Raw genomic sequence first — 19,790 nt, 5'->3', positions numbered from 1 at the left:
ATGGAGATTAGAAAGATATCAAACAAAAATATTGTGTCACCTAGAGGTTTTACAGCAGGGGGTATGCATTGCGGCATTAAGCAAAATAAGAAGGATTTAGCGCTTTTAGTAAGTGAGGTTCCAGCGAGTGTTGCAGGTGTTTTTACTACAAATGCAGTTCAAGCTGCACCATTAAAAGTTACGAAAGAGGTTGTATATCAAGCTAGTAAAATGCAGGCCTTGATTGTAAACTCGGGAAATGCCAATGCTTGTACCGGTAAACAAGGACTGATAGATGCATATGAAATGCAAAGCTTGGCAGCAAAAAAGCTCGCAATAGACCCAGCTTTAGTAGGAGTTGCTTCTACAGGTGTAATTGGAGAAATCATGAAAATGGAGCCTATTCGAGCTAACATTGAGAAGCTAGAATTAGGAAGTACAACTGAGCATGGAATTGATTTTGCTCAAGCAATATTAACTACTGATACAGTGATGAAAAACACTTCCTATAGCACGATTATCGATGGTCAAGAGGTAGTCATTTCAGGTACTGCTAAAGGCTCTGGAATGATTGAGCCGAATATGGCAACGATGCTCGGATTCATAACTACAGATGCAAATATAGAATCCGATGTGCTACAAAAAGCTCTATCGGATATAACGAATGTTACATTTAATTCCATAACGGTAGATGGAGACACATCTACCAACGATACCGTAATTGTCATGGCGAATGGCTTAGCGGGGAATGCCTCTTTAACACCTGTACATCCGGATTGGGATAGTTTTTATAGCACTTTACAATTAGTTGCTGAGGATCTAGCCAAAGCAATTGCTCGTGATGGTGAAGGGGCAACGAAACTAATTGAAGTTGAGGTATCTGGGGCTCTATGTGATGAGGAAGCTCGTAAAATTGCCAAAACAGTTGTCGGGTCACCTCTTGTCAAAACGGCAGTATTCGGAAACGATGCAAACTGGGGCCGTATCATCGCAGCGGTGGGCTATAGTGGTGCGACAGTAGACCCAGAAAAAATTTCGATTAAAATCGGGAATGCGTTAATGGTTCAAGATGGGGAGCCAATACCTTTCTCTGAGGAGGAATTGATTGAAATTTTAAAAGCAGACGAGGTGAAAATTTATGTTTTTTTAGGTCAGGGTGAAGGACACGGATTAGCATGGGGGTGCGATTTAACTTATGACTACGTTAAAATCAACGCTTCCTACCGCTCGTAAGAAAATTGTCATTAAGCTTGGGGGAAGTACATTAGAAGGCTTAAATAAAGCCTTCTTTTCCAATTTTAAAAATCTACAGCAGGAGGGATATGACATCATTATTACTCATGGTGGAGGCCCTGCTATTAATAAAGAGCTTGAAAAACAAAATGTAAGTTCCTCGATTTTAAATGGCATTCGTGTAACCAACGAAGAGGCAATCAACATCGTACAAACTACCTTAATCGGAAAGGTGAATACAGCTTTAGTAGGCGAGTTAAATCAAGCCGGAATTACGGCAATAGGTTTAAATGGCTTCGATGGCCAATTGCTGCAAAGTGAGTTTTTAGATAAAGAAACCTATGGCTATGTAGGAAAAGTCACAAGTGTGAATACACAGCTGATTAATACTTTATGTGAAAACCAAATAGTTCCTGTTATTGCCTGTGTAGGTGCAACTGCTGACGGGCAAGCACTGAATATAAATGGAGATACGATAGCTAGTGAAGTGGCATTAGCCCTGGCTGCAGAAAGCTTGTTACTTGTAACAGATGTTTCAGGTATACGTATTGATGGAGAATACAAAGAAGAAGCCAATCCCAATCTCATCAACCAATGGATTGAGCATGGTCATATATATGGTGGTATGATTCCTAAGGTTCAAGGAGCGATACAGGTATTAAAATCGGGTATCCCATCTGTGCAAATTGTTAACGACCAACTAGTAGGAACGGTAATTGTTCCTTCTCTTGACGAAACTCTAGCACCAAGCTAGTAAGGTATCTTACAACTAACAAAAAAAGGAGCTAGTAATATGAATGCATTATTTAATAACTATTCGAGAAGACCAATTTGTATTGTTGAAGGAAAAGGGACAATAGTGAAAGACTCAAATGGAAAACAATACCTCGATTTCACAAGTGGAATCGCTGTTTGCTGCTTAGGCCATGCCCATCCAGCCCTAGTTAAAACAGTACAGGAGCAAAGTGAAAAGCTATGGCATATCAGCAATTTGTTTGAAAGTCCTGGTCAGGTTGCTCTAGCAGAAAGCCTAGTGAAGGATAATCATTTAGCACACGCACTATTTTGTAATAGTGGAGCAGAGGCAAATGAAGCAGCTATTAAATTAGCGAGAAAGCATACAGGGAAGCACCATATCATTACTTTCAAAAACTCCTTCCATGGAAGAACCTTTGGTGCAATGTCAGCCACAGGGCAAGAAAAAATTCATAAAGGATTTGGCCCCTTAGTAGACCAATTTACGTATCTACCTTTCAATGACGTAGAAGCACTTAAAGAAGCTGTTGATGAAACTGTGGGTGCTATCATGCTTGAAATTATTCAAGGTGAAGGGGGCATCCACGAGGTCACAGAGGAATTTGCACAGGCAATTAATGAAATCTGTGTAAATCATGATATATTGCTAATCGTCGATGAGGTTCAAACAGGAATTGGTCGAACGGGTACTCAATTTGCTTTTGAGCAAACACAGTTAAAACCAGACATAGTGTCAATGGCGAAGGGCTTGGGTGGTGGGTTCCCAATTGGGGGGATTTTAGCAACAGCCGAGTTATATGAAACATTTGGCCCAGGTTCACATGGAACAACTTATGGAGGAAATCCTTTGGCTGTTTCTGTAGCTCAGACAGTTCTTGACCATGTATTTAACGAGTCCTTCTTAAATGAAGTTCAAGATAAATCTAAGTATTTAATCAATAAATTACAAGAAGTACTACCACAAGAGCAATTTGAAATTCGAGGAAAAGGATTATTACTAGGCATTGATTGTGGGAAGGATGTAGCTGCTTTAGTTGAAAAGGCTGAGAAGGAAGGGTTATTACTTGTAGCAGCAGGGCCTCAGGTTCTTCGATTATTGCCACCTCTTACGGTAACAAATCAAGAAATCGATGAAGCCGTAGAAATTTTGAAAAAGTTATTAGTGGAAGAAAAAAGCCCAGTCGTATGACTGAGCTTTTTTATTTTCCATTAAATTAAGTACAGCTTATCTCATTAAAAGATATTGAGATAAGCTGCGGAATTCCTTAAGGAGTGTTATCTGTTGGAGGAGCTTGACCTGTACCGTTTCCTCCACCGTTATTATTTCCTGTGCCATTACCATTGCCATTCCCGTTTGAATTGCCTTCACCAGTTGAGCCATCGGTAGAGCCCTCATCAGTTCCACCACTACCAGCTCCATCATCTGGATTTGGTTTGTTATTTTCAGGTGATTCTTCTGGCTCTTTTGGAGGTTCCACAACTGTTGAAATTGCATTGGATTGAGCTGATTCAAGTCCAGTTATATCAACGGCTACAACAATATAAGTTCTACCACTCGTAATAGTTGATTTTAATGCACTGCCATCTCTAATTGTAGTTACTAGTGAACGACTGCCATTTGTAATATCATAAACACGATAACCAATAACATCATTTGATGCTGATTTAGTCCATGTTAACGTATTATTAGATTGTGCTGCATTAACTGCCTGTGGTGGACTTCCATCTGCGTTAAATTTAGCAGATGAGACAACATTACTAGTACCAGTTGGCCATAATTTTGTAGGATCTCCACCAAGTCTACCAAGTATTCTTTCGGCAAATTGAGGGTTAATGCCTGAGCCACTAGTTGTCACAAATTCGCTAGGTGTGGAATCTAGTGCAATATAAGCTTTACCACCAATCATTACAGATGAGGAGCCACTTAAGCTATCATCGATTCTGCTTGGTATAAATACATTTCGATTAAATAAATCTGAACGAACTAAACCTGCTTGCGAGCAAGCTGTAGAAGGTGCGTCACCAGAAATACCGCAGAATGAAGCATTTACAACATTCGCTGGGCGTTGGAATTGTTCAGCTGGATCCACTAATTCTGGATTTACATCGTATATGGAATTCATCAAGCTTGCCCATAACGTGTTGACCCTCGTACTAGGCTGTCCATAGGTATTATTGAATTGATTCAGAGATTTATTTTTTGTATACCCCATCCAAACACCTAGTGAAATATTTGGATTATATCCGACTAACCATACGTCATTATGGTCATTTGTTGTACCAGTTTTAGCAGCAAAATCAGATGAGAATTTCAAAGTACTTCTTGCTCTTGTGGCTGTTCCATATTCTAAAACGTCTCTTAACATATCTGTAACTATGTAAGATGTCTCAGGTGAGAATACTTGAACAGGTTCTACTTCATGCTCGTAGATGATATTGCCATCAAGGTCTTCGATTCTGTCAATCATATAGGCATCTATAAATTGCCCGCCATTTGCAAAGGTTGCAAATGCATTTGTATTTTCTTCAACTGTTGTACCATGCGTGATACCGCCAATAGCTGTTGCTAAGTTAACATAATCTGCATCTACTAATCTAGAGAACCCCATTTTTTCTAAATATGAGGCAGGCTTTTTATCCAAGATAGAATCATACAAGCGTAAAGCTGGTAAGTTTTGTGATTTTGCCAATGCTTCTCGGGCAGGAATTAGTCCTAACTCCTGACTTTCAATATAGTTTGATGGGCTATATCCATCAAAACCACGAGTGAATTTCACATCGACTACTGGGCTACCCGCACCAATAACTCCATATTCGATCGCAGGTGCATATACTAATAATGGCTTCATGGTTGAGCCGTTTGCTCGAGCTGCTCTTGTCGCATAGTTAAATTGCTGCTCAAGATTAAATTCTCGTCCTCCGACAAAGCTTAAGATTCTGCCTGTACTATTTTCGATTGCAATACTTCCGACTTGAACCTTCTCTTCGGTTACAATTTCTTCGCCAGTTTCTTTATCGATTTGGGTAGTTGTAAAGGTTTGTCCATAATTTTTGAAGTTCTTTGCAGCTTCCTGCATGGCATCATACATACCCTTATCGATTGTCGAATAAATTCTGTAGCCTCCAGAACGTACATCACGGTCTGCAAGAATCATATATTTCTCTTTTAAGTTATCTTCTTCATCTAAACGTTCAGGATCGATGCCATCCTTTTCTGCTAAGATACGAGCGATAAGTTCTTTTGCTCGGTTTTCCAGCTCATAAGTAAGCCATGGATAATTATCTGTTGCTTCAGGTTCTGGCTCTCGGAAATCCTTCGTAATATCATATTTAGAAGCTTCCTCGTATTCAGCTTGGGTAATATAGCCAACAGCTAACATACGTTTTAGTACAGTTTCCATTCGATCGATACCAGGTTTTAAACCTGCAGCATCTTTAATCTCACCTTTGTTAGTAAAAGGTGTGTGTGCAAATGGTGCTTGTGGAATACCGGCAATATAAGCTGCTTGAGCTAAATTTAATTCAGATGCTGAAATTCCAAAAATTCCACGTGCAGCAGTTTCTACTCCGGCTATATTTTTACCGGAAGCATTACGACCATAAGGAATGATATTTAAATAGGCCTCAATAATTTCTTCCTTAGTCATGAATTTTTCTAATCGTATAGCTAGTAAAATTTCGCGTGCCTTTCGTTCATAGGAGACTTCGTTCGTTAGAATTTGGTTTTTAATCAATTGCTGTGTTAATGTTGAACCACCTGTTTGGGTAGATGAGTTTGTAAAGTCCTGTAAAAGCCCGCGTAAAACGGCTTTTGGAACGATTCCATAGTGTTCACGGAAATACTCATCCTCCGTTGCAAGTACAGCGTTAATTAGTGTAGGAGAAACTTTTCCAAGGGAGGTTTCTCTTCTCTCCAAATCAGTTCGTAGCTTACCTATGTAAATGTCACCAGCAAAGTAAATTTCACTTGTTTCATCATAGTTATAAATTTGATCTCGCATTTCTGCTTTAGCCATTAGTGGATCGTCTTTAACGAGTGATGCAAAGTAGCCAAGTCCAAGACCGCCAACGAAAACAACCGCTGTAGTGGTAAGGATTATGAAAATAAGGACTAAATTCCAAATAACACTACCAGTGATCCTTAGTCTACTCATTTGCTTTGACGTTGTTAATCTATCTAGTTTTGTATTCAATTCTCGTATATATTCTGTTAAACGATTCATCCATTCTTTCACTAACCGTCACCCCCTAAAATCTCGTTTATTATAGCATATTTCAGGGTAGTTCGAATATAGTTATTGACATTGAATTTAAAACGAGTAGAATAATCATTATAATTTTCAAGCAGTGATAAGTTTGAAGTAGTGTTTTCATTCCCTGATATAGAGAGCTAGCGGGTGGTGCAAGCTAGTCAAAATGTAAACACGAATTACGTTCTTTGAGCTTGAACGACTCACGTTGCGTTAAAACGTATAAGAGGGGAAGAGTTTCTATTTTTAGAGATGTCTTCAAGCCGGGTGGTACCGCGTTAAATTGCTTATTAACGTCCCAGCATGCAAATGATTTTGCGTGTTGGGGCTTTTTTGTGTTCTAGTATTTAGCAAACCTTAGCACGACTGAATTTGTTACATTTTTTGGTTTATTTTAATTATTAATTATAAATAATGCAAAGAGAAGGAATGGAGGAAGAATTATGACGAACCCTTTAATTGAAGATTTACAATGGCGTGGGCTTTTATACCAACAAACAGATGCTGAAGGAATGGAGAAGCTTTTAAACGAAGAGAAGGTATCCTTATATGTAGGGGTAGACCCAACAGCAGATTCTATGCATATTGGTCATATCGTGCCATTACTTACATTACGTCGATTCCAGCAAGCTGGGCATCGTCCTGTACTAGTTGTTGGTGGAGCAACGGGGATGATTGGTGATCCATCTGGTCGTTCTGACGAGAGAAATTTACTGACTGAGGAACAAATTGCCCATAATGTTACGGGCTTAAAAGCACAAATGGAGCGTATTTTCGATTTTGGTAAAAATGAAAATGGCGCTCAGCTCGTTAATAACTATGACTGGGTAGGGAAGTTAAGTGTAATTGATTTCTTGCGTGATTACGGGAAGTTAGTAAATGTAAATTACTTGTTAGCTAAAGACACAATTGCCTCTCGCTTAGAATCAGGAATATCATTTACTGAATTCACATACACAATCATTCAGGGGCTTGATTTTAACTACCTATATGATAACTACAATGTAAAAATCCAGGTTGGTGGATCAGACCAATGGGGGAATATTACAACGGGATTAGAAGTAATCAGAAAGACACATGAAGAAGAAACGAATGCCTTTGGGATTACCATTCCATTAGTAACTAAAGCGGATGGTACAAAATTCGGTAAAACTGCTGGAGGCTCAGTATGGCTAGATGCTGAAAAAACTTCACCATATGAGTTCTACCAATTCTGGGTAAATGCTGCCGATTCTGATGTGATAAAATATTTGAAAATCTTCACATTCTTATCCCGTGAAGATATTGAAGCTTTAGAAGTAACTGTTCAGGAAGAGCCTCATTTACGTAAAGCGCAAAAAACTTTAGCTGCCGAAATGACGAAACTAATTCACGGTGAAGCTGGTTTAGAGCAAGCAGAAAAAATTACAGCTGCCTTATTCTCAGGTGATTTAAAAGCATTATCAGTAGAAGAGATGAAAGTCGCTTTTGCTGGTGTTCCTTCTATAGAATTGGCTAAGGAAGATAAAAATATTGTCGAGTTAATCGTAGAAGCTGGAATTTCCTCTTCAAAACGTCAAGCTCGTGAAGATGTAACAAATGGTGCAATTTCAGTAAACGGTGAAAAAGTAACGGATCTTGACTATGTAGTTAATGGGAAAGACCGTTTAGAAGACGCGTTTGCAATTATCCGTCGCGGTAAGAAAAAATATCACATGGTGAAATTTAATTAAATCAATGCGTCCTAAGCTAAATCGGCTAGGGCGTTTTTTTATTATTGCGTATAAAAAAAATAATATTACTCATAATAATTTGGTGGAGGTGAGAGACATGGCACAAAACAATAACAACAACAACAACAACAACCAACGCAACAACCGTCAAAACAATCAAGCTGAAAACAACAATAACAACAACAACAATGCAGAGTTTGCTGAAGAGCTAAACTTTGACAACAACAACCAAAGCAACCGCAACAACCGCAACAACCGCAACAATAACAACCAAAACAACAACAACAGTGATAACAACTAAGTAAATCACACAAATTAATCAGGATAGAAATGTCGGTTAGACATTCTAAACTGACCCCGAATAGTAAGCTTCCTTTAGGGAAGGTGCTATTCGGGGTTTTTTGTATATAAAAACTTATTTAAAAAGTACAAACTCCGCTGGAAAAAGAAAGGATGTTATAAAAATGGAGTTACAAGAGCTTGCCATAAGAATGTTTATAGCCTTTATAGTATTATTAACCGTTACTAGAATTATGGGACGTAAAGAAATAGCACAAATGACATTTTTTTAATTTTGTTTCAGCTATTTCTATTGGTTTTATTACTGCAAATTTAGCTGTTAATAGTAATTTATCAATACTACATGGTGTTATTGTCATTATTGGGTGGGCAATTTTCACTCTAATGCTTGGTTATATTGATATTAAATCTAAGAAGGCAAGGAAAATTCCCATAGGGGAGCCGATTATTGTTATAAAAGAAGGGAATATTATGGAGAATGCACTCCGAAAGACACGATTAGATATCAATGAATTAAATTCATTGCTGAGAGAGAAAGATGTTTTTTCTTTGCGGGATGTAGAATTTGCAATATTTGAGACCAGTGGGAATCTTTCTGTATTGAAGAAAGAACATAAACAATCCCTTACAAAAAGTGATATTAGTATACAAAGTCCGAATCAACTTTATTACACTGCTACTGAAGTAATATCAGATGGTGTTATTAACTTTGTAAATCTCTCCCGCTTGAATTTAGAAGATAATTGGCTAAGAGAAGAGTTGGAAAAGGCAGGGATTAAATCTATCGATAAAGTGTTCTATGCTGAGATTCAGCCGGATGGAAGTATCTATTTTGATTGTAAAGATGATGAGTTGAAAATTTGAATTGAATAGACAGAAGTTATATTTGAATTTAATAAAGGGTGATTAGATTGGAAAAATTTGATGTTATTATAGTTGGTTCTGGTTTAGCAGGTTTAACAACAGCATTGGAACTTAGTGAAGATGGAAAAACTGTTGCTGTTCTAGAAAAACACAAAGTGATTGGAGGAAGAACCTCATCTTGGGATGAAGATGGGATGATAGTTGAATCAGGTTTTCACCGGCATATAGGTTATTATGAAGAACTGCCCAAAATACTTAAAAAGGTTGGTGTCGAGGTTGATGATATTGTTCAGTGGGAGGAACAAATTGATGTCCGTATAAAGGGCAGCAAGAATAAGGCATCATTTGGAATCTCACCAGTTTTTGGTCCTATTGATACAATTAAAGGGATAATTGGCAATAACGATATTCTTTCACCAAAAGACAAGTTTTCATTGATAGCATTCTTTACGAATGGATTCTTAGAAATTGTAAAAAATCCTGAAAAATTGGATAAATATAATGTGAGAGAGTTTGCAGAAAAGTATGAAGTCAGTGAAAATGCACTCCATTATGTTGTGATTCCCCTTAGTGCAGGTATATTCTTTTTGCCGCCGGAAAGATATTCTGCAAAGGTTTTCTTTGGTCTCTTTCTGCCTGGCATTCCGCGCTTCTATAAATTAAGAATCGGTGCTTACTTAGGAGGAATGACAGAAGTTTTGGCGAAACCACTGGCTAAGCATATTGTTAAAAATAATGGAATTATTAAAACTGATATAAATGTAAAGGGATTAATATTGGATGAAGATATGGTAAAAGGAGTTAAATTAGAAGACGGATCTGAAATTTTTGCTAAGCATGTCGTAGTTGCAACAAATTTAGGTGGTGCAAAAGAAATTTTAAGGGGTCATTTTTTAAATCACCCTTCATTTGAAAATTTATTTGCTTTACCTACTATGCCAGCTGTGACAATTCAAATGGAATTCGAAAAGCCTATACTACCGGTCGACCGCACAACTTTTGGTCCGCTCACTTCACTTGCCAGTTTTGCCGAGCAATCACGCTCAACATTTACACATGTACCAGGAAGGCTTTCTGTAATCCTAACCCCACCGGAGAAATTCCTTGATATGAATCATGACGAGATATTAAAGCATGTACAGAAGGATGGGAGGGAGCTCGGACTAGATTTGGAATCTGGCTTAATGAATTATCGAGTTGTCAGTCATCCTGAAGATTTCCATAGTCTAGAGCCGGGAAATGATCATTTACGTCCGGATCAAAAAACTCCAATTGAAGGTTTGGTCTTAGCAGGCGACTACACTCGACAGCCTTATTTTGCAACGATGGAAGGGGCAGTACGATCAGGACTGTATGCAGCGAAAATAGTATTAGAAGAATAGTTATTTAAGAGGGGTGTTAATTCGAATAAGGATTAACACACTTCTTTATACATAAAAGAGGACGACCAATATTGGTCGTCCTCTTTAAGTACAAACAAGAGATTAACGAGAGTAGAACTCAACGATTAATTGTTCTTGAATTTCAGCTGATAATTCAGAACGCTCTGGAAGACGTACAAAAGTACCTTCTTTTTTGTCTGCATCAAATGATAAGTAATCTGGTACGAAGTTGTTTACTTCGATAGCTTCTGTTACTACAGCAAGGTTTAAAGATTTTTCACGTAGAGAAATCACTTGACCTGGTTTAACGCTGTAAGAAGGGATGTCAACGCGTTTACCATCAACTAATACGTGACCGTGGTTAACTAGTTGACGAGCTCCACGACGAGTACGAGCTAATCCTAAACGGTAAACTAAGTTGTCAAGGCGAGTTTCAAGAAGGATCATGAAGTTTTCACCAGCAACACCTTTTAGTTTAGAAGCTTTGTTGAATACGTTTTTGAATTGACGCTCAGTCATACCGAACATATGACGAAGTTTTTGTTTTTCTTGTAATTGTAAACCATATTCAGATAACTTTTTGCGTTGGTTTGGACCGTGTTGACCTGGAGCATAAGGGCGTTTTTCTAATTCTTTACCTGTGCCGCTTAATGAAATTCCAAGGCGACGTGACACTTTCCATGATGGACCTGTATAACGAGACATAATTTTGTCTCCTCCTTTAAGTTTGGTTTTTTGTACTGATTGTTCATCAGCCTTTAGTAAAACAAAAACCAGTTGTACCCGACACTTGCTGGATTTTATATTCATGTACCTTCGCCCTTGCAGCCGTTAGGGTTACACAATACACCATCTTAAATAACAAAATGTTAATAATTAAGAGGAATAAAATACAAACATAGCTTATACAACTGCTGCGTTTATTTTACACGAGGTTTATTGTATAATTTTTTAGTATATGAGTCAAGAAATAATATTGCGAAGTATGTCGTACAAAGTAGTTATTTAGTTTACAACAATTGTTGAAAATATGAAATAGGTATGTTATAATGAGAAAAAACATTGAATACAAAATCCTACTCGTTTAGAAATATATAGGTAATTTGGCATAAGATGTAAACATTTTACAATAAGTTACATAAATAATTGATTTTTGTTACTTGAGAAAAGGTGATTTTTATGAGAGAACATCGAGAGATTTTAACGAATATTAAATCCGATTTGTTAAGTTTATGTATCGACTCAATGAATCAAAGAAACGGCTACGATGAATATATGTCATTGATACAAAATAGCTTAAAGCAATATTTTGATATCGATAAATGTTGTTTTCTTTTATATGAATGTGAATCATTAAAACCATTTAACATAAAGTCTTCTATCGATATAGACTTAAATTCAATCACTTGGAGCGACTTTACTACACATTTTTCCCAAAAGAAATTGATTGATTTACCCGAATGCCTTTCACATATAAAAGAATTTAACTTATTCTCAAAAATGCTCCTGTTAAAAACGGGTCAATTCGGTGAGTATTGTATTTTATTACTTCAAGAAACTCCTAAGTGGACAGCCTTTACCAAAAGTGAGTTTTTTGAAAATTTTGTAGATACTGCAGCGGACATGTTAAAAGTATTGTGCAAAAACATCGAAATTCTACAAAATGAAAAGCAATACCGTAAATTATACAATATGACAGATTTATTTCATTCCACTATGGATATCGATTTAATTTTAGAAAATGTATTAATAACTATACAGGATAATTTCCCTAACTTTAATGTAGAACTTATATTATCCAATGACCATGACCGTCAAACAAAGGTTCATATAAAGCCGTTTGACTACCTTTCAGAAAGACCCTCAGCGATAGAGGCCTTTGTATCAGGTAAAATAATTGTTGAACAAGCTGTTGAAATGAATCGTTGCTTATTAAACGCGCCCATGAAAGGAAGACAGGCAATCTACGGAATTCTTCAAGTGAGTGCTCCTATTTTTTATGTCTTTTCTAAAACTGAGGAAGATTTCATCCGAATGCTTGCACATGCATCAGGGAATGCACTGGAAAATGCTAAGCTTTACCATCAGTCGCATCGCCTAATTAGCGACCTGCAGCTTATTAATGAAACTTCTCATCGATTAAATATGAAGTTAGACAGCAAAGAAATGTTTATGTTTTTACATAAGCAACTTATGAAATCCTTTCAACCAATGGAAGTTTGTTTTGTTTTGAAAAGCGACTCTGAGTTAAAGCTAACAGAAGCATCAACAGAACTTTTTGATACGGAAGAGGGGTCTATTTATATTAACCATGCTGCAAATCACTTTAAAAACAGTCAAGAGCCGTTGTTTATTGCAGACTGTAGCCGTTTAATAGGAAAAGAGCTTAATTATAATTCCATGATGGCCATCCCTATGATAGTAGAACAGCGTATTAATGGATTTAGTATTGTTTTGCATAGGGATTCCTACTTTTTCTCATTTGACAGCTTTAAATTGATGCAATCCCTAATCCATCATTCCTCACTAGCGATTGCGAACTCTATATTACGCAATAAATTACAGGAAATGGTTGATCATGATCATCTAACAAAGCTGCATACTCGTAGTTACCTGGATAGATTTGTGGAGAGCTCCTTGGAAAGTGATAGCTCCGGCATGTTCTTATTAATAGATATTGATAATTTTAAGCATGTAAATGACACATACGGACATCAGGTTGGTGATGAGGTGCTTGTTCAAATTGCAGACCAGCTTAAGAAAGTAATTGGAACACGAGGTATCTGTGCTAGATGGGGTGGGGAAGAGTTAGCCGTCTATGTACCAAATATTTTGGTTGCGGAAGTGGAGAAGTTAGCAAGTCAAATCGTAGAATCTGTACCAGTGGCCACAAATCCAACGGTAACTGTTTCTGCTGGGTTGATCACATGGAATACAAAGCAGCGTCCAGAATTCCAGTCAATCTTTTTGCATGCAGATACGGCTCTCTATAATGCCAAATCTACAGGTAAAAACAAATTTTCCATCTTTAATGAATCAATGCTATTTCTATCTTAAAAAAACTTACTACAGCCAAAGAAGCAAGTGTGTTTTGCTTTTTTGGAGTAGTAAGTTTATTTTTTGCGGTCGAAAGACCAAATAAGTATGAGTAGAGTGGGGAGAATTGCCACCCATACGATCTAATTACATTTAAATGAATTTAAGTAAAGTTTGGACAAATAATTCTAAGCCTTGCTGATCCTCTAAAGTAAATCGAGCTTTATTTGGACTATCAATATCTAATACCCCAATTACTTCGTCATTTTTTACTAAGGGAATAACGATTTCAGAATTTGATGCAGCATCGCAGGCGATATGACCAGGGAATGCATGAACATCATCTATTAGCATTGTTTTGCGTTCTGCTACTGCCGTTCCACAAACTCCACGACCAATAGCAATTCGAACACAGGCAGGTAAGCCTTGGAATGGGCCCAACACAAGTTCTCCCTCATCCATTAAGTAAAAGCCTACCCAGTTGATATTATCTAGAAATTGATTTAAAAGGGCTGAAGCATTACTTAAATTGGCGATTACATTTGTTTCTCCATCAAGTAAAGCATCTAATTGCTTTGATAATGTTTCATATTGTTTTAAAACGGAACCTTCATAATTTATTTGTGAATACATATTATTACCTCCAAAATTAGTTATCCTGTTTCAACAATTAGTTCAGGCAATCACATAGACTGCCTAAGCTGATTATTATTAATTTTACTTCATAATTAGTTCATAGTGTTGATGTAAGTCTTTTACGCTATGAGCATCCGAGCCAAAAATCATTGGTAAAGAGATTGAACGGGCATATTCTATCATATGCATTGGCGGATAGGGTTCTTTGCAAAAAGGCTTACTTAAGCCAGCACTGTTTACATCCAGTATATAACCTTTTTCCTGCATTATCTTTAATACTTCAATGATTCGGTGATCATCATCGATTTTCTCGCCATGTGCAAGCTGGAATTTATGCACAAGTGAAGGGTGACCTATTCTACGTGGCTTGTATCGACCTAAATTAGCATCAATGGATTTTAATACTGTATCATAATACAGGTTATAAAGAGCCTCCATTCCACCTACCTGCTGAGCGAACTCAAGATAGACCTCCTCTGAGAAATCAATACAAGTATATGTATCATTATGCTTTAAAAAATGAACAGAGAGAATGGCATCATCAAGTACTGGCCCAACAATGTCTAATAATGCCCGTACTTCTGTTTCATAGCCAACAATATAGTCAATCTCTAATCCAACATTAATCTTTATTTGATCTTTATATTGTTTCTTAAGCTGCTTCAAAGTATCGAGATAATCAGTTAAATACTTTGGAGCCATCCCACTATCCTTATTCGGTGTAGGATCGACAAAGTTTGTTGGCAATGGTGCATGCTCGGTAAATGTAATCTCAGTAAAATTTTCTTCAATCGCTTTTTCAATATATTTTTCAAATGGATCCTTAGTACCGTGTGGACAAAAAGGTGAATGGATATGACCGTCTTTTTTCATAAACTGAACCTCCATTTTCATTTATAAAGTCAACGCTTCCACAATTTCTGGAAGCATAGGAAAAAAATATTTATAATCAATCTTATAATTATATGCTAACTTAATAGAATAATAGTTTAAAATTGCCGATTTTTGTTGGTAGAAAGACGCATATTGTTTAAAATTAAACCAGGAAATTTAAAATTTACATACCTATTATCAACTTATTACAATTTACTTTAGCAAAAAGCTGTATTTTTTTAAACAAATGAAAAAAAACATGGTATATTATAGTTAGAAAATAGTAGCAGGTAAGTGATTTGGGAATAGGGGGCTTATGATGCAGTATATCATCATTGTCGTCATCGTACTATTAGCATTATTTATCGTTGGACTAGTCATCCGTCGTAAACATAATGTTGTTATACAGCGACTTGAACAAGAAAAGATGCAAATTCAGCATTATCCTATATTTGAGGAGCTAACAAAAGTAAAGTCTTTAAATATGAATGGACAAACAGAGGAAATGTTTGAACATTGGCGTAATATTTGGACGGAAGTAATAGATGTCCACGTTATCAAAATAGATTCTATGCTTTTTGATGCGGAAGAATACATCGATCGATTCAAATTTAAAAAAGCGTCCAATGTAGAACAAGCGATAGAAGAATATATCGCAAAATGTGAAAAAAGTAAAAATCAAATTATTAGCGAGTTGGATGAGCTAATAGGCAGCGAAGAAAAAAATCGTATTGAAATCGAGCAAATAAAAGAGCATTATCGTTCTGCAAGAAAAACTTTACTTGCTCACCAATATTCTTTTGGTCCAGCACTATCGGCATTAGAAAAAAGAGTAGAACAATTTGTTCCGAAATTTGAAGAATTTGATGAGTTAACAGTAGACGGGAATTATTTACAGGCTCGAGAAATCGTTTTAGCTTTGAATAGTGAATCTCAAACAATTTATCATTTATTATCTGAAGTCCCGACGTTGCTATCAGAAATTCAAACAAAAATACCTGCTGCTATACATGAGTTGCGAAATGGTCAACGTGAAATGGAGGAGCAATCTTATTACTTAAATCATTTGGAGTTAACCAAGTACTTAGATAATCTTGAAGAAGAGCTTGAAACTCTCAAATCGAAATTGGCCGAATTAGATGTAGAGTCCGTTGCTCCGAGACTTAATGAAATAATTGATGAGATTGAGAACTATTACGACCTTTTAGAAAAAGAAGTTATTGCAAGAAGCTATGTCGATAAAAATTGCGATGATACATTTGAAACGTTAACTGAAGTTGTTAAAGTAACGAAAGAAATTAGTAACGAGGCAGTATACGTACAAAGTAGCTATCATCTACCTGAAAACGAAGCGGAAATTCCAAAAGCAGGACTAAAACAGCTAGAATTGATTCAAAAACGTTTTGAACTTCTTGTTACACGAGTAAGAGATGAAAAATCTGCTTATTCAAGCTTGCAGGAGGAGCTAGTCGAAATTAGCGAACAAATCGATCGTATAAAGGATGAACAGGAGCAGTTTTCTAGTCGTCTGAAAAATTTACGAATCGATGAAAACAAAGCTCGTGCAAAGCTGGATTCTTTAAAGCGAATTTTACAAGAAACTGATCGCCAGCTAAACAAGGCCAATATCCCTGGAATTCCAGAAGAAATGGATGCTCGCATTGAAGAGGCTGAAGAACAAATTTACATCGTTATTCAAAGCTTACAGGATATACCGCTCAATATGAATCGTGTACAAAGTAACATAGAAAATGCTGAAAAATGTATTCAAGAAGTAAGTAAGCATGCTCATGAAATGATTGAAAATGTCATGTTAATCGAAAGAATCATTCAATATGGTAACAGATATCGTGGGACGAACCCAAAAGTGAATGATCTCTTACTTGAATCTGAACATGCATTCCATCAATATCGTTACATAAAAGCGTTAGAGGATGCAGCTGCTGCCGTTGAAATGGCAGAACCAGGTGCTATTAAGCGGATAGAAGAGCTTGTTCAGGATGAACTTTACGAAAAATCTCAATATTAGTCATTACTTGACATAAGCGTTATAATTAATAAAAGAAGCCACCGCACTTAATTTGTGTTGGTGGCTTTCTCTACGAATTCAAAGGATAAATAGAATGGTTTTTTAATTTCTAAATGTAAGAAAAGAAGGTAGGATATCCAATGATCTATTTAGATAACAGTGCGACGACAAAACCACATAAAGAGGTTTTAAATACATTTGTACAGGTAAATGAGTCCTTCTATGCTAACCCGGCATCCATTCATGGAGCTGGTGTGGAAGCCAATGCATTATTGGACCGTGCAAGAGGTCAAATAGCGGATCTTCTTAAAACAGAGGACCAGTTTGTATTGTTTACAGCTGGAGGAACAGAATCCAATAACCTTGCGATATTCGGAGTTCCAAAGGCAAATACTCATAAAGGTAAACATATTATCACTACAGAGATTGAACATCCATCTATCTTAGAGGCAGTGAAATCTCTAGAGCAAGAAGGCTATAAGGTTGATTTTTTGAAGGTGGATGTAAATGGTGTCATTTCGTTACAAGAGCTTCAAGCCAAGATTCGAAAGGAAACGGTCCTTGTTAGTATAATGCATGTGAACAATGAAATGGGTGCCATTCAGCCAATTGAAGAGGCGGCGAAAATTATCCACGAAAATAGCCGTGCTGCCTTCCATGTAGATGCTGTACAAAGCTTTGGCAAGCTACCGATTTACTTTAATGGTGAAGCAGGTCCCGATATCATTTCCATTTCTGGACATAAAATTCATGGTTTAAAGGGTTCGGGAATTATTGCCTTTCGTAAAAAAATGAATATTATCCCACTTCTTTTAGGTGGTGGACAGGAACAGGGCCTACGTAGTGGTACTGTTGCAGTACCGCAAGCGGTATCTCTTGCAAAAGCAGCTCGCATGGCTGTTGAAACGATGGAGCAAGCCACATTAAAATATCGAAAATGGCATAATGATTTGTTAGAATTTTTAGCTGGCTTCGGTGAAAATATTCATTTACTATCTACAAATACAGGAGCTGCACATATTTTATCGTTTAGTGTAATGGATTTAAAGGGTGAAATATTGATCAATGCACTCCAAAAAAGAGGAATTATCGTTTCTACATCAAGTGCTTGTTCATCAAAGCAAAAGAAAACAAGTCATGTTGTAGAAGCTTTAGAGCTACATTCCAATTATAAAAAAGGTGTCATTCGCTTAAGCTTCGGTGCTTTAAATACAGAAGAGGACATTCTTGAGTTTAAAAAGGCCTTCACAGATGTGATGAAAGAGTTAAAAGGAGATATAAATCGATGATCTGGAAAGAAATATTAATAAGATATGGTGAATTATCAACAAAAGGGCGCAACAAAAAGGATTTTATCAATCGTCTACGTGCAAATATTCGCCATGCATTCTCGGATATTGCCCCATTAGAAATTGTTACTGAACGTGATCGTATGCATATTAAGATTGAAAATGAAGAGCAATATGAAGTTCTTATGAAGAAATTACCGACTGTTTTTGGTATTCAATCCTTTAGTCCAGTAGCTGTATGTACAAAAGAATTAGATGAAATGAAAAGCTTGGCTTTAATTATAATGGAACAATTTAAAGAGCAAGAGCTTACATTTAAAGTAGAAGTTCGTCGTTCAGATAAGTCCTTCCCATTAGAATCACACGAAATTCAACGTGAAATTGGTGGACATGTATTAAGAAATAATCCAAATATCTCAGTACAAGTTAGAAAGCCGGATGTAGAGCTTCGTATTGAAGTAAGACAGGATGCAATCTACATGATGGCACAAGTTATACAGGGTGCTGGTGGAATGCCAGTCGGATCGAACGGTAAATCACTTCTAATGCTTTCTGGCGGAATCGATAGTCCTGTTGCTGGATATTTATTAATGAAGCGTGGAGTTCGTCTAGAAGCGATTCATTTCTTTAGTCCACCATATACAAGTGATAACTCATTAGAAAAAGTAAAAGTGCTAGCAAATGAATTAACTAAATTTGGTGCAAATATCAGATTACACGTCATTCCATTTACTGAGATCCAAGTATTAATCAAAGATCGCGTGCCAGCAAATACGATTATGACAACTACTCGTAGAATGATGATGCGTATCGCTGACCAATTGCGAGAAGAAATCGGAGCATTAGGAATAGTGACTGGTGAAAGCTTAGGTCAGGTAGCTAGTCAAACATTAGAAAGCTTAACAGCCATCAATGACGTTACAAACACACCAATCCTACGTCCATTAATCGCATTTGATAAACTTGAAATTATCGATATTGCTGAGCAAATTGGAACTTACGAAACATCGATTCAACCTTTTGAGGATTGCTGTACAATCTTTACACCAGCAAATCCAAAAACAAAGCCGAAAGTTGAAAAAGTAACGTATTATGAAAGCTTTACTGAATTTGACGAATTGATTGACCGTGCAGTACGTAACCGCGAAGTATATAAGTTCCCAGAAGCCAATAAGATGCAAGATAAATTTGAGGGATTATTATAATAGTTAAAGCTGTTTGACAGGAAAAACTTACCTTTAAAAGTTTTGTGTATTAAAAAACGATTTTCGCACAATCTAAATGCACAAGGAGGTGAGATAAATGTCAAACAACAGCGGTAGCCGTAACAAGTTAACTGTACCTGGTGCAGAACAGGCTTTAGATCAAATGAAATACGAAATCGCGCAAGAGTTTGGTGTTCAACTCGGACCTGAAGCGTCTTCTCGTGCAAACGGATCAGTTGGAGGAGA

16 protein-coding genes and 1 other annotated feature are annotated in these 19,790 nt (G+C 36.8%); of the genes, 12 read left to right on the top strand and 4 right to left on the bottom strand.

Annotated features, from left to right (window positions below):
• From argJ to BJ095_RS01440, 3 genes are read left to right on the top strand one after another with little or no spacing between them, the layout of a single operon-like run.
• A complete protein-coding gene (gene argJ, locus BJ095_RS01450; protein WP_107935555.1) occupies window positions 1–1,212 on the top strand; it encodes a bifunctional glutamate N-acetyltransferase/amino-acid acetyltransferase ArgJ in 1,212 nt (403 codons plus the stop codon).
• The gene (gene argB, locus BJ095_RS01445) at window positions 1,175–1,966 is read left to right on the top strand and encodes an acetylglutamate kinase (RefSeq protein WP_107935524.1); all 792 of its coding nucleotides are present in this window, start codon (window positions 1,175–1,177) and stop codon (window positions 1,964–1,966) included. The genes argJ and argB overlap by 38 nt, the downstream gene beginning before the upstream one ends.
• A gap of 39 nt (window positions 1,967–2,005) precedes the next feature.
• Complete coding sequence (locus BJ095_RS01440) at window positions 2,006–3,157, top strand: acetylornithine transaminase (protein ID WP_107935526.1); 1,152 nt, start codon at window positions 2,006–2,008, stop codon at window positions 3,155–3,157.
• 76 nt (window positions 3,158–3,233) lie between these two features.
• Here the strand turns inward: BJ095_RS01440 and BJ095_RS01435 are convergent, their stop codons facing one another.
• Window positions 3,234–6,191: a transglycosylase domain-containing protein gene (locus BJ095_RS01435; protein ID WP_107935557.1), complete on the bottom strand. Its 2,958-nt coding sequence runs from the start codon at window positions 6,189–6,191 to the stop codon at window positions 3,234–3,236.
• Between the two features lie 115 nt (window positions 6,192–6,306).
• Window positions 6,307–6,522: a binding site (T-box leader), on the top strand.
• 139 nt (window positions 6,523–6,661) lie between these two features.
• On the opposite strand from BJ095_RS01435, the gene tyrS reads away from it, so the two are divergent.
• The 4 genes from tyrS (at window position 6,662) to BJ095_RS01415 (ending at window position 10,476) form a co-directional block, all read left to right on the top strand.
• Window positions 6,662–7,930, top strand: a complete 1,269-nt coding sequence (tyrS, locus tag BJ095_RS01430) for a tyrosine--tRNA ligase (protein ID WP_107935528.1) — start codon at window positions 6,662–6,664, stop codon at window positions 7,928–7,930.
• Window positions 7,931–8,027: 97 nt separating this feature from the next.
• On the top strand, window positions 8,028–8,231 hold the full coding sequence (locus BJ095_RS01425; RefSeq protein WP_107935530.1) for a hypothetical protein: 204 nt from the start codon (window positions 8,028–8,030) through the stop codon (window positions 8,229–8,231).
• A 383-nt stretch (window positions 8,232–8,614) separates the two neighbouring features.
• Complete coding sequence (locus tag BJ095_RS01420; RefSeq protein ID WP_328588989.1) at window positions 8,615–9,094, top strand: DUF421 domain-containing protein; 480 nt, start codon at window positions 8,615–8,617, stop codon at window positions 9,092–9,094.
• A 38-nt stretch (window positions 9,095–9,132) separates the two neighbouring features.
• Window positions 9,133–10,476 (top strand): hydroxysqualene dehydroxylase, encoded by a 1,344-nt coding sequence (locus BJ095_RS01415; RefSeq protein ID WP_235867545.1) that lies wholly within the window; start codon window positions 9,133–9,135, stop codon window positions 10,474–10,476.
• Between the two features lie 102 nt (window positions 10,477–10,578).
• Here BJ095_RS01415 and rpsD read toward each other — a convergent pair whose 3' ends face one another.
• Complete coding sequence (gene rpsD / locus BJ095_RS01410; RefSeq protein WP_107935534.1) at window positions 10,579–11,181, bottom strand: 30S ribosomal protein S4; 603 nt, start codon at window positions 11,179–11,181, stop codon at window positions 10,579–10,581.
• A 474-nt stretch (window positions 11,182–11,655) separates the two neighbouring features.
• Here rpsD and BJ095_RS01405 point away from each other — a divergent pair, with 474 nt between their 5' ends.
• Entirely contained in the window at window positions 11,656–13,533 is a 1,878-nt protein-coding gene (locus BJ095_RS01405) for a sensor domain-containing diguanylate cyclase (RefSeq protein WP_107935536.1), read from the top strand.
• 132 nt (window positions 13,534–13,665) lie between these two features.
• On the opposite strand, the gene BJ095_RS01400 is transcribed toward BJ095_RS01405, so the two are convergent.
• Window positions 13,666–14,145, bottom strand: a complete 480-nt coding sequence (locus BJ095_RS01400) for a GAF domain-containing protein (protein ID WP_107935538.1) — start codon at window positions 14,143–14,145, stop codon at window positions 13,666–13,668.
• An 84-nt stretch (window positions 14,146–14,229) separates the two neighbouring features.
• Window positions 14,230–15,021 carry a histidinol-phosphatase HisJ gene (gene hisJ / locus BJ095_RS01395; protein ID WP_107935540.1) on the bottom strand — a complete coding sequence of 264 codons (792 nt, stop codon included), beginning with the start codon at window positions 15,019–15,021 and terminating at the stop codon, window positions 14,230–14,232.
• 319 nt (window positions 15,022–15,340) lie between these two features.
• Between hisJ and ezrA the strand changes: the two genes are divergently transcribed.
• The 4 genes from ezrA to BJ095_RS01375 form a co-directional block, all read left to right on the top strand.
• Window positions 15,341–17,050 (top strand): septation ring formation regulator EzrA, encoded by a 1,710-nt coding sequence (gene ezrA / locus BJ095_RS01390; RefSeq protein WP_181417921.1) that lies wholly within the window; start codon window positions 15,341–15,343, stop codon window positions 17,048–17,050.
• Between the two features lie 140 nt (window positions 17,051–17,190).
• Window positions 17,191–18,339 carry a cysteine desulfurase family protein gene (locus tag BJ095_RS01385; RefSeq protein ID WP_107935544.1) on the top strand — a complete coding sequence of 383 codons (1,149 nt, stop codon included), beginning with the start codon at window positions 17,191–17,193 and terminating at the stop codon, window positions 18,337–18,339.
• On the top strand, window positions 18,336–19,544 hold the full coding sequence (thiI, locus tag BJ095_RS01380; RefSeq protein WP_107935546.1) for a tRNA uracil 4-sulfurtransferase ThiI: 1,209 nt from the start codon (window positions 18,336–18,338) through the stop codon (window positions 19,542–19,544). The genes BJ095_RS01385 and thiI overlap by 4 nt, the downstream gene beginning before the upstream one ends.
• A 97-nt stretch (window positions 19,545–19,641) precedes the next feature.
• On the top strand, window positions 19,642–19,790 hold a 149-nt coding region (locus BJ095_RS01375; protein ID WP_110561288.1), incomplete at its 3' end, for an alpha/beta-type small acid-soluble spore protein.

This window comes from Ureibacillus chungkukjangi, from assembly GCF_003217295.1.
GTDB lineage: Bacteria > Bacillota > Bacilli > Bacillales_A > Planococcaceae > Ureibacillus > Ureibacillus chungkukjangi.
The sequence above is the reverse complement of the archived record's forward strand: the minus strand, read 5'-3'. Positions and strand labels throughout refer to the sequence as shown.

Coding starts and splice junctions, on each gene's coding strand:
- BJ095_RS01440 (WP_107935526.1), top strand. CDS start 2,006: ATGAATGCATTATTTAATAACTATTCGAGAAGACCAATTTGTATTGTT.
- ezrA (WP_181417921.1), top strand. CDS start 15,341: ATGCAGTATATCATCATTGTCGTCATCGTACTATTAGCATTATTTATC.
- hisJ (WP_107935540.1), bottom strand. CDS start 15,021: ATGAAAAAAGACGGTCATATCCATTCACCTTTTTGTCCACACGGTACT.
- BJ095_RS01405 (WP_107935536.1), top strand. CDS start 11,656: ATGAGAGAACATCGAGAGATTTTAACGAATATTAAATCCGATTTGTTA.
- tyrS (WP_107935528.1), top strand. CDS start 6,662: ATGACGAACCCTTTAATTGAAGATTTACAATGGCGTGGGCTTTTATAC.
- rpsD (WP_107935534.1), bottom strand. CDS start 11,181: ATGTCTCGTTATACAGGTCCATCATGGAAAGTGTCACGTCGCCTTGGA.
- BJ095_RS01420 (WP_328588989.1), top strand. CDS start 8,615: ATGCTTGGTTATATTGATATTAAATCTAAGAAGGCAAGGAAAATTCCC.
- BJ095_RS01435 (WP_107935557.1), bottom strand. CDS start 6,191: ATGAATCGTTTAACAGAATATATACGAGAATTGAATACAAAACTAGAT.
- thiI (WP_107935546.1), top strand. CDS start 18,336: ATGATCTGGAAAGAAATATTAATAAGATATGGTGAATTATCAACAAAA.
- BJ095_RS01400 (WP_107935538.1), bottom strand. CDS start 14,145: ATGTATTCACAAATAAATTATGAAGGTTCCGTTTTAAAACAATATGAA.
- BJ095_RS01425 (WP_107935530.1), top strand. CDS start 8,028: ATGGCACAAAACAATAACAACAACAACAACAACAACCAACGCAACAAC.
- argJ (WP_107935555.1), top strand. CDS start 1: ATGGAGATTAGAAAGATATCAAACAAAAATATTGTGTCACCTAGAGGT.
- argB (WP_107935524.1), top strand. CDS start 1,175: ATGACTACGTTAAAATCAACGCTTCCTACCGCTCGTAAGAAAATTGTC.
- BJ095_RS01385 (WP_107935544.1), top strand. CDS start 17,191: ATGATCTATTTAGATAACAGTGCGACGACAAAACCACATAAAGAGGTT.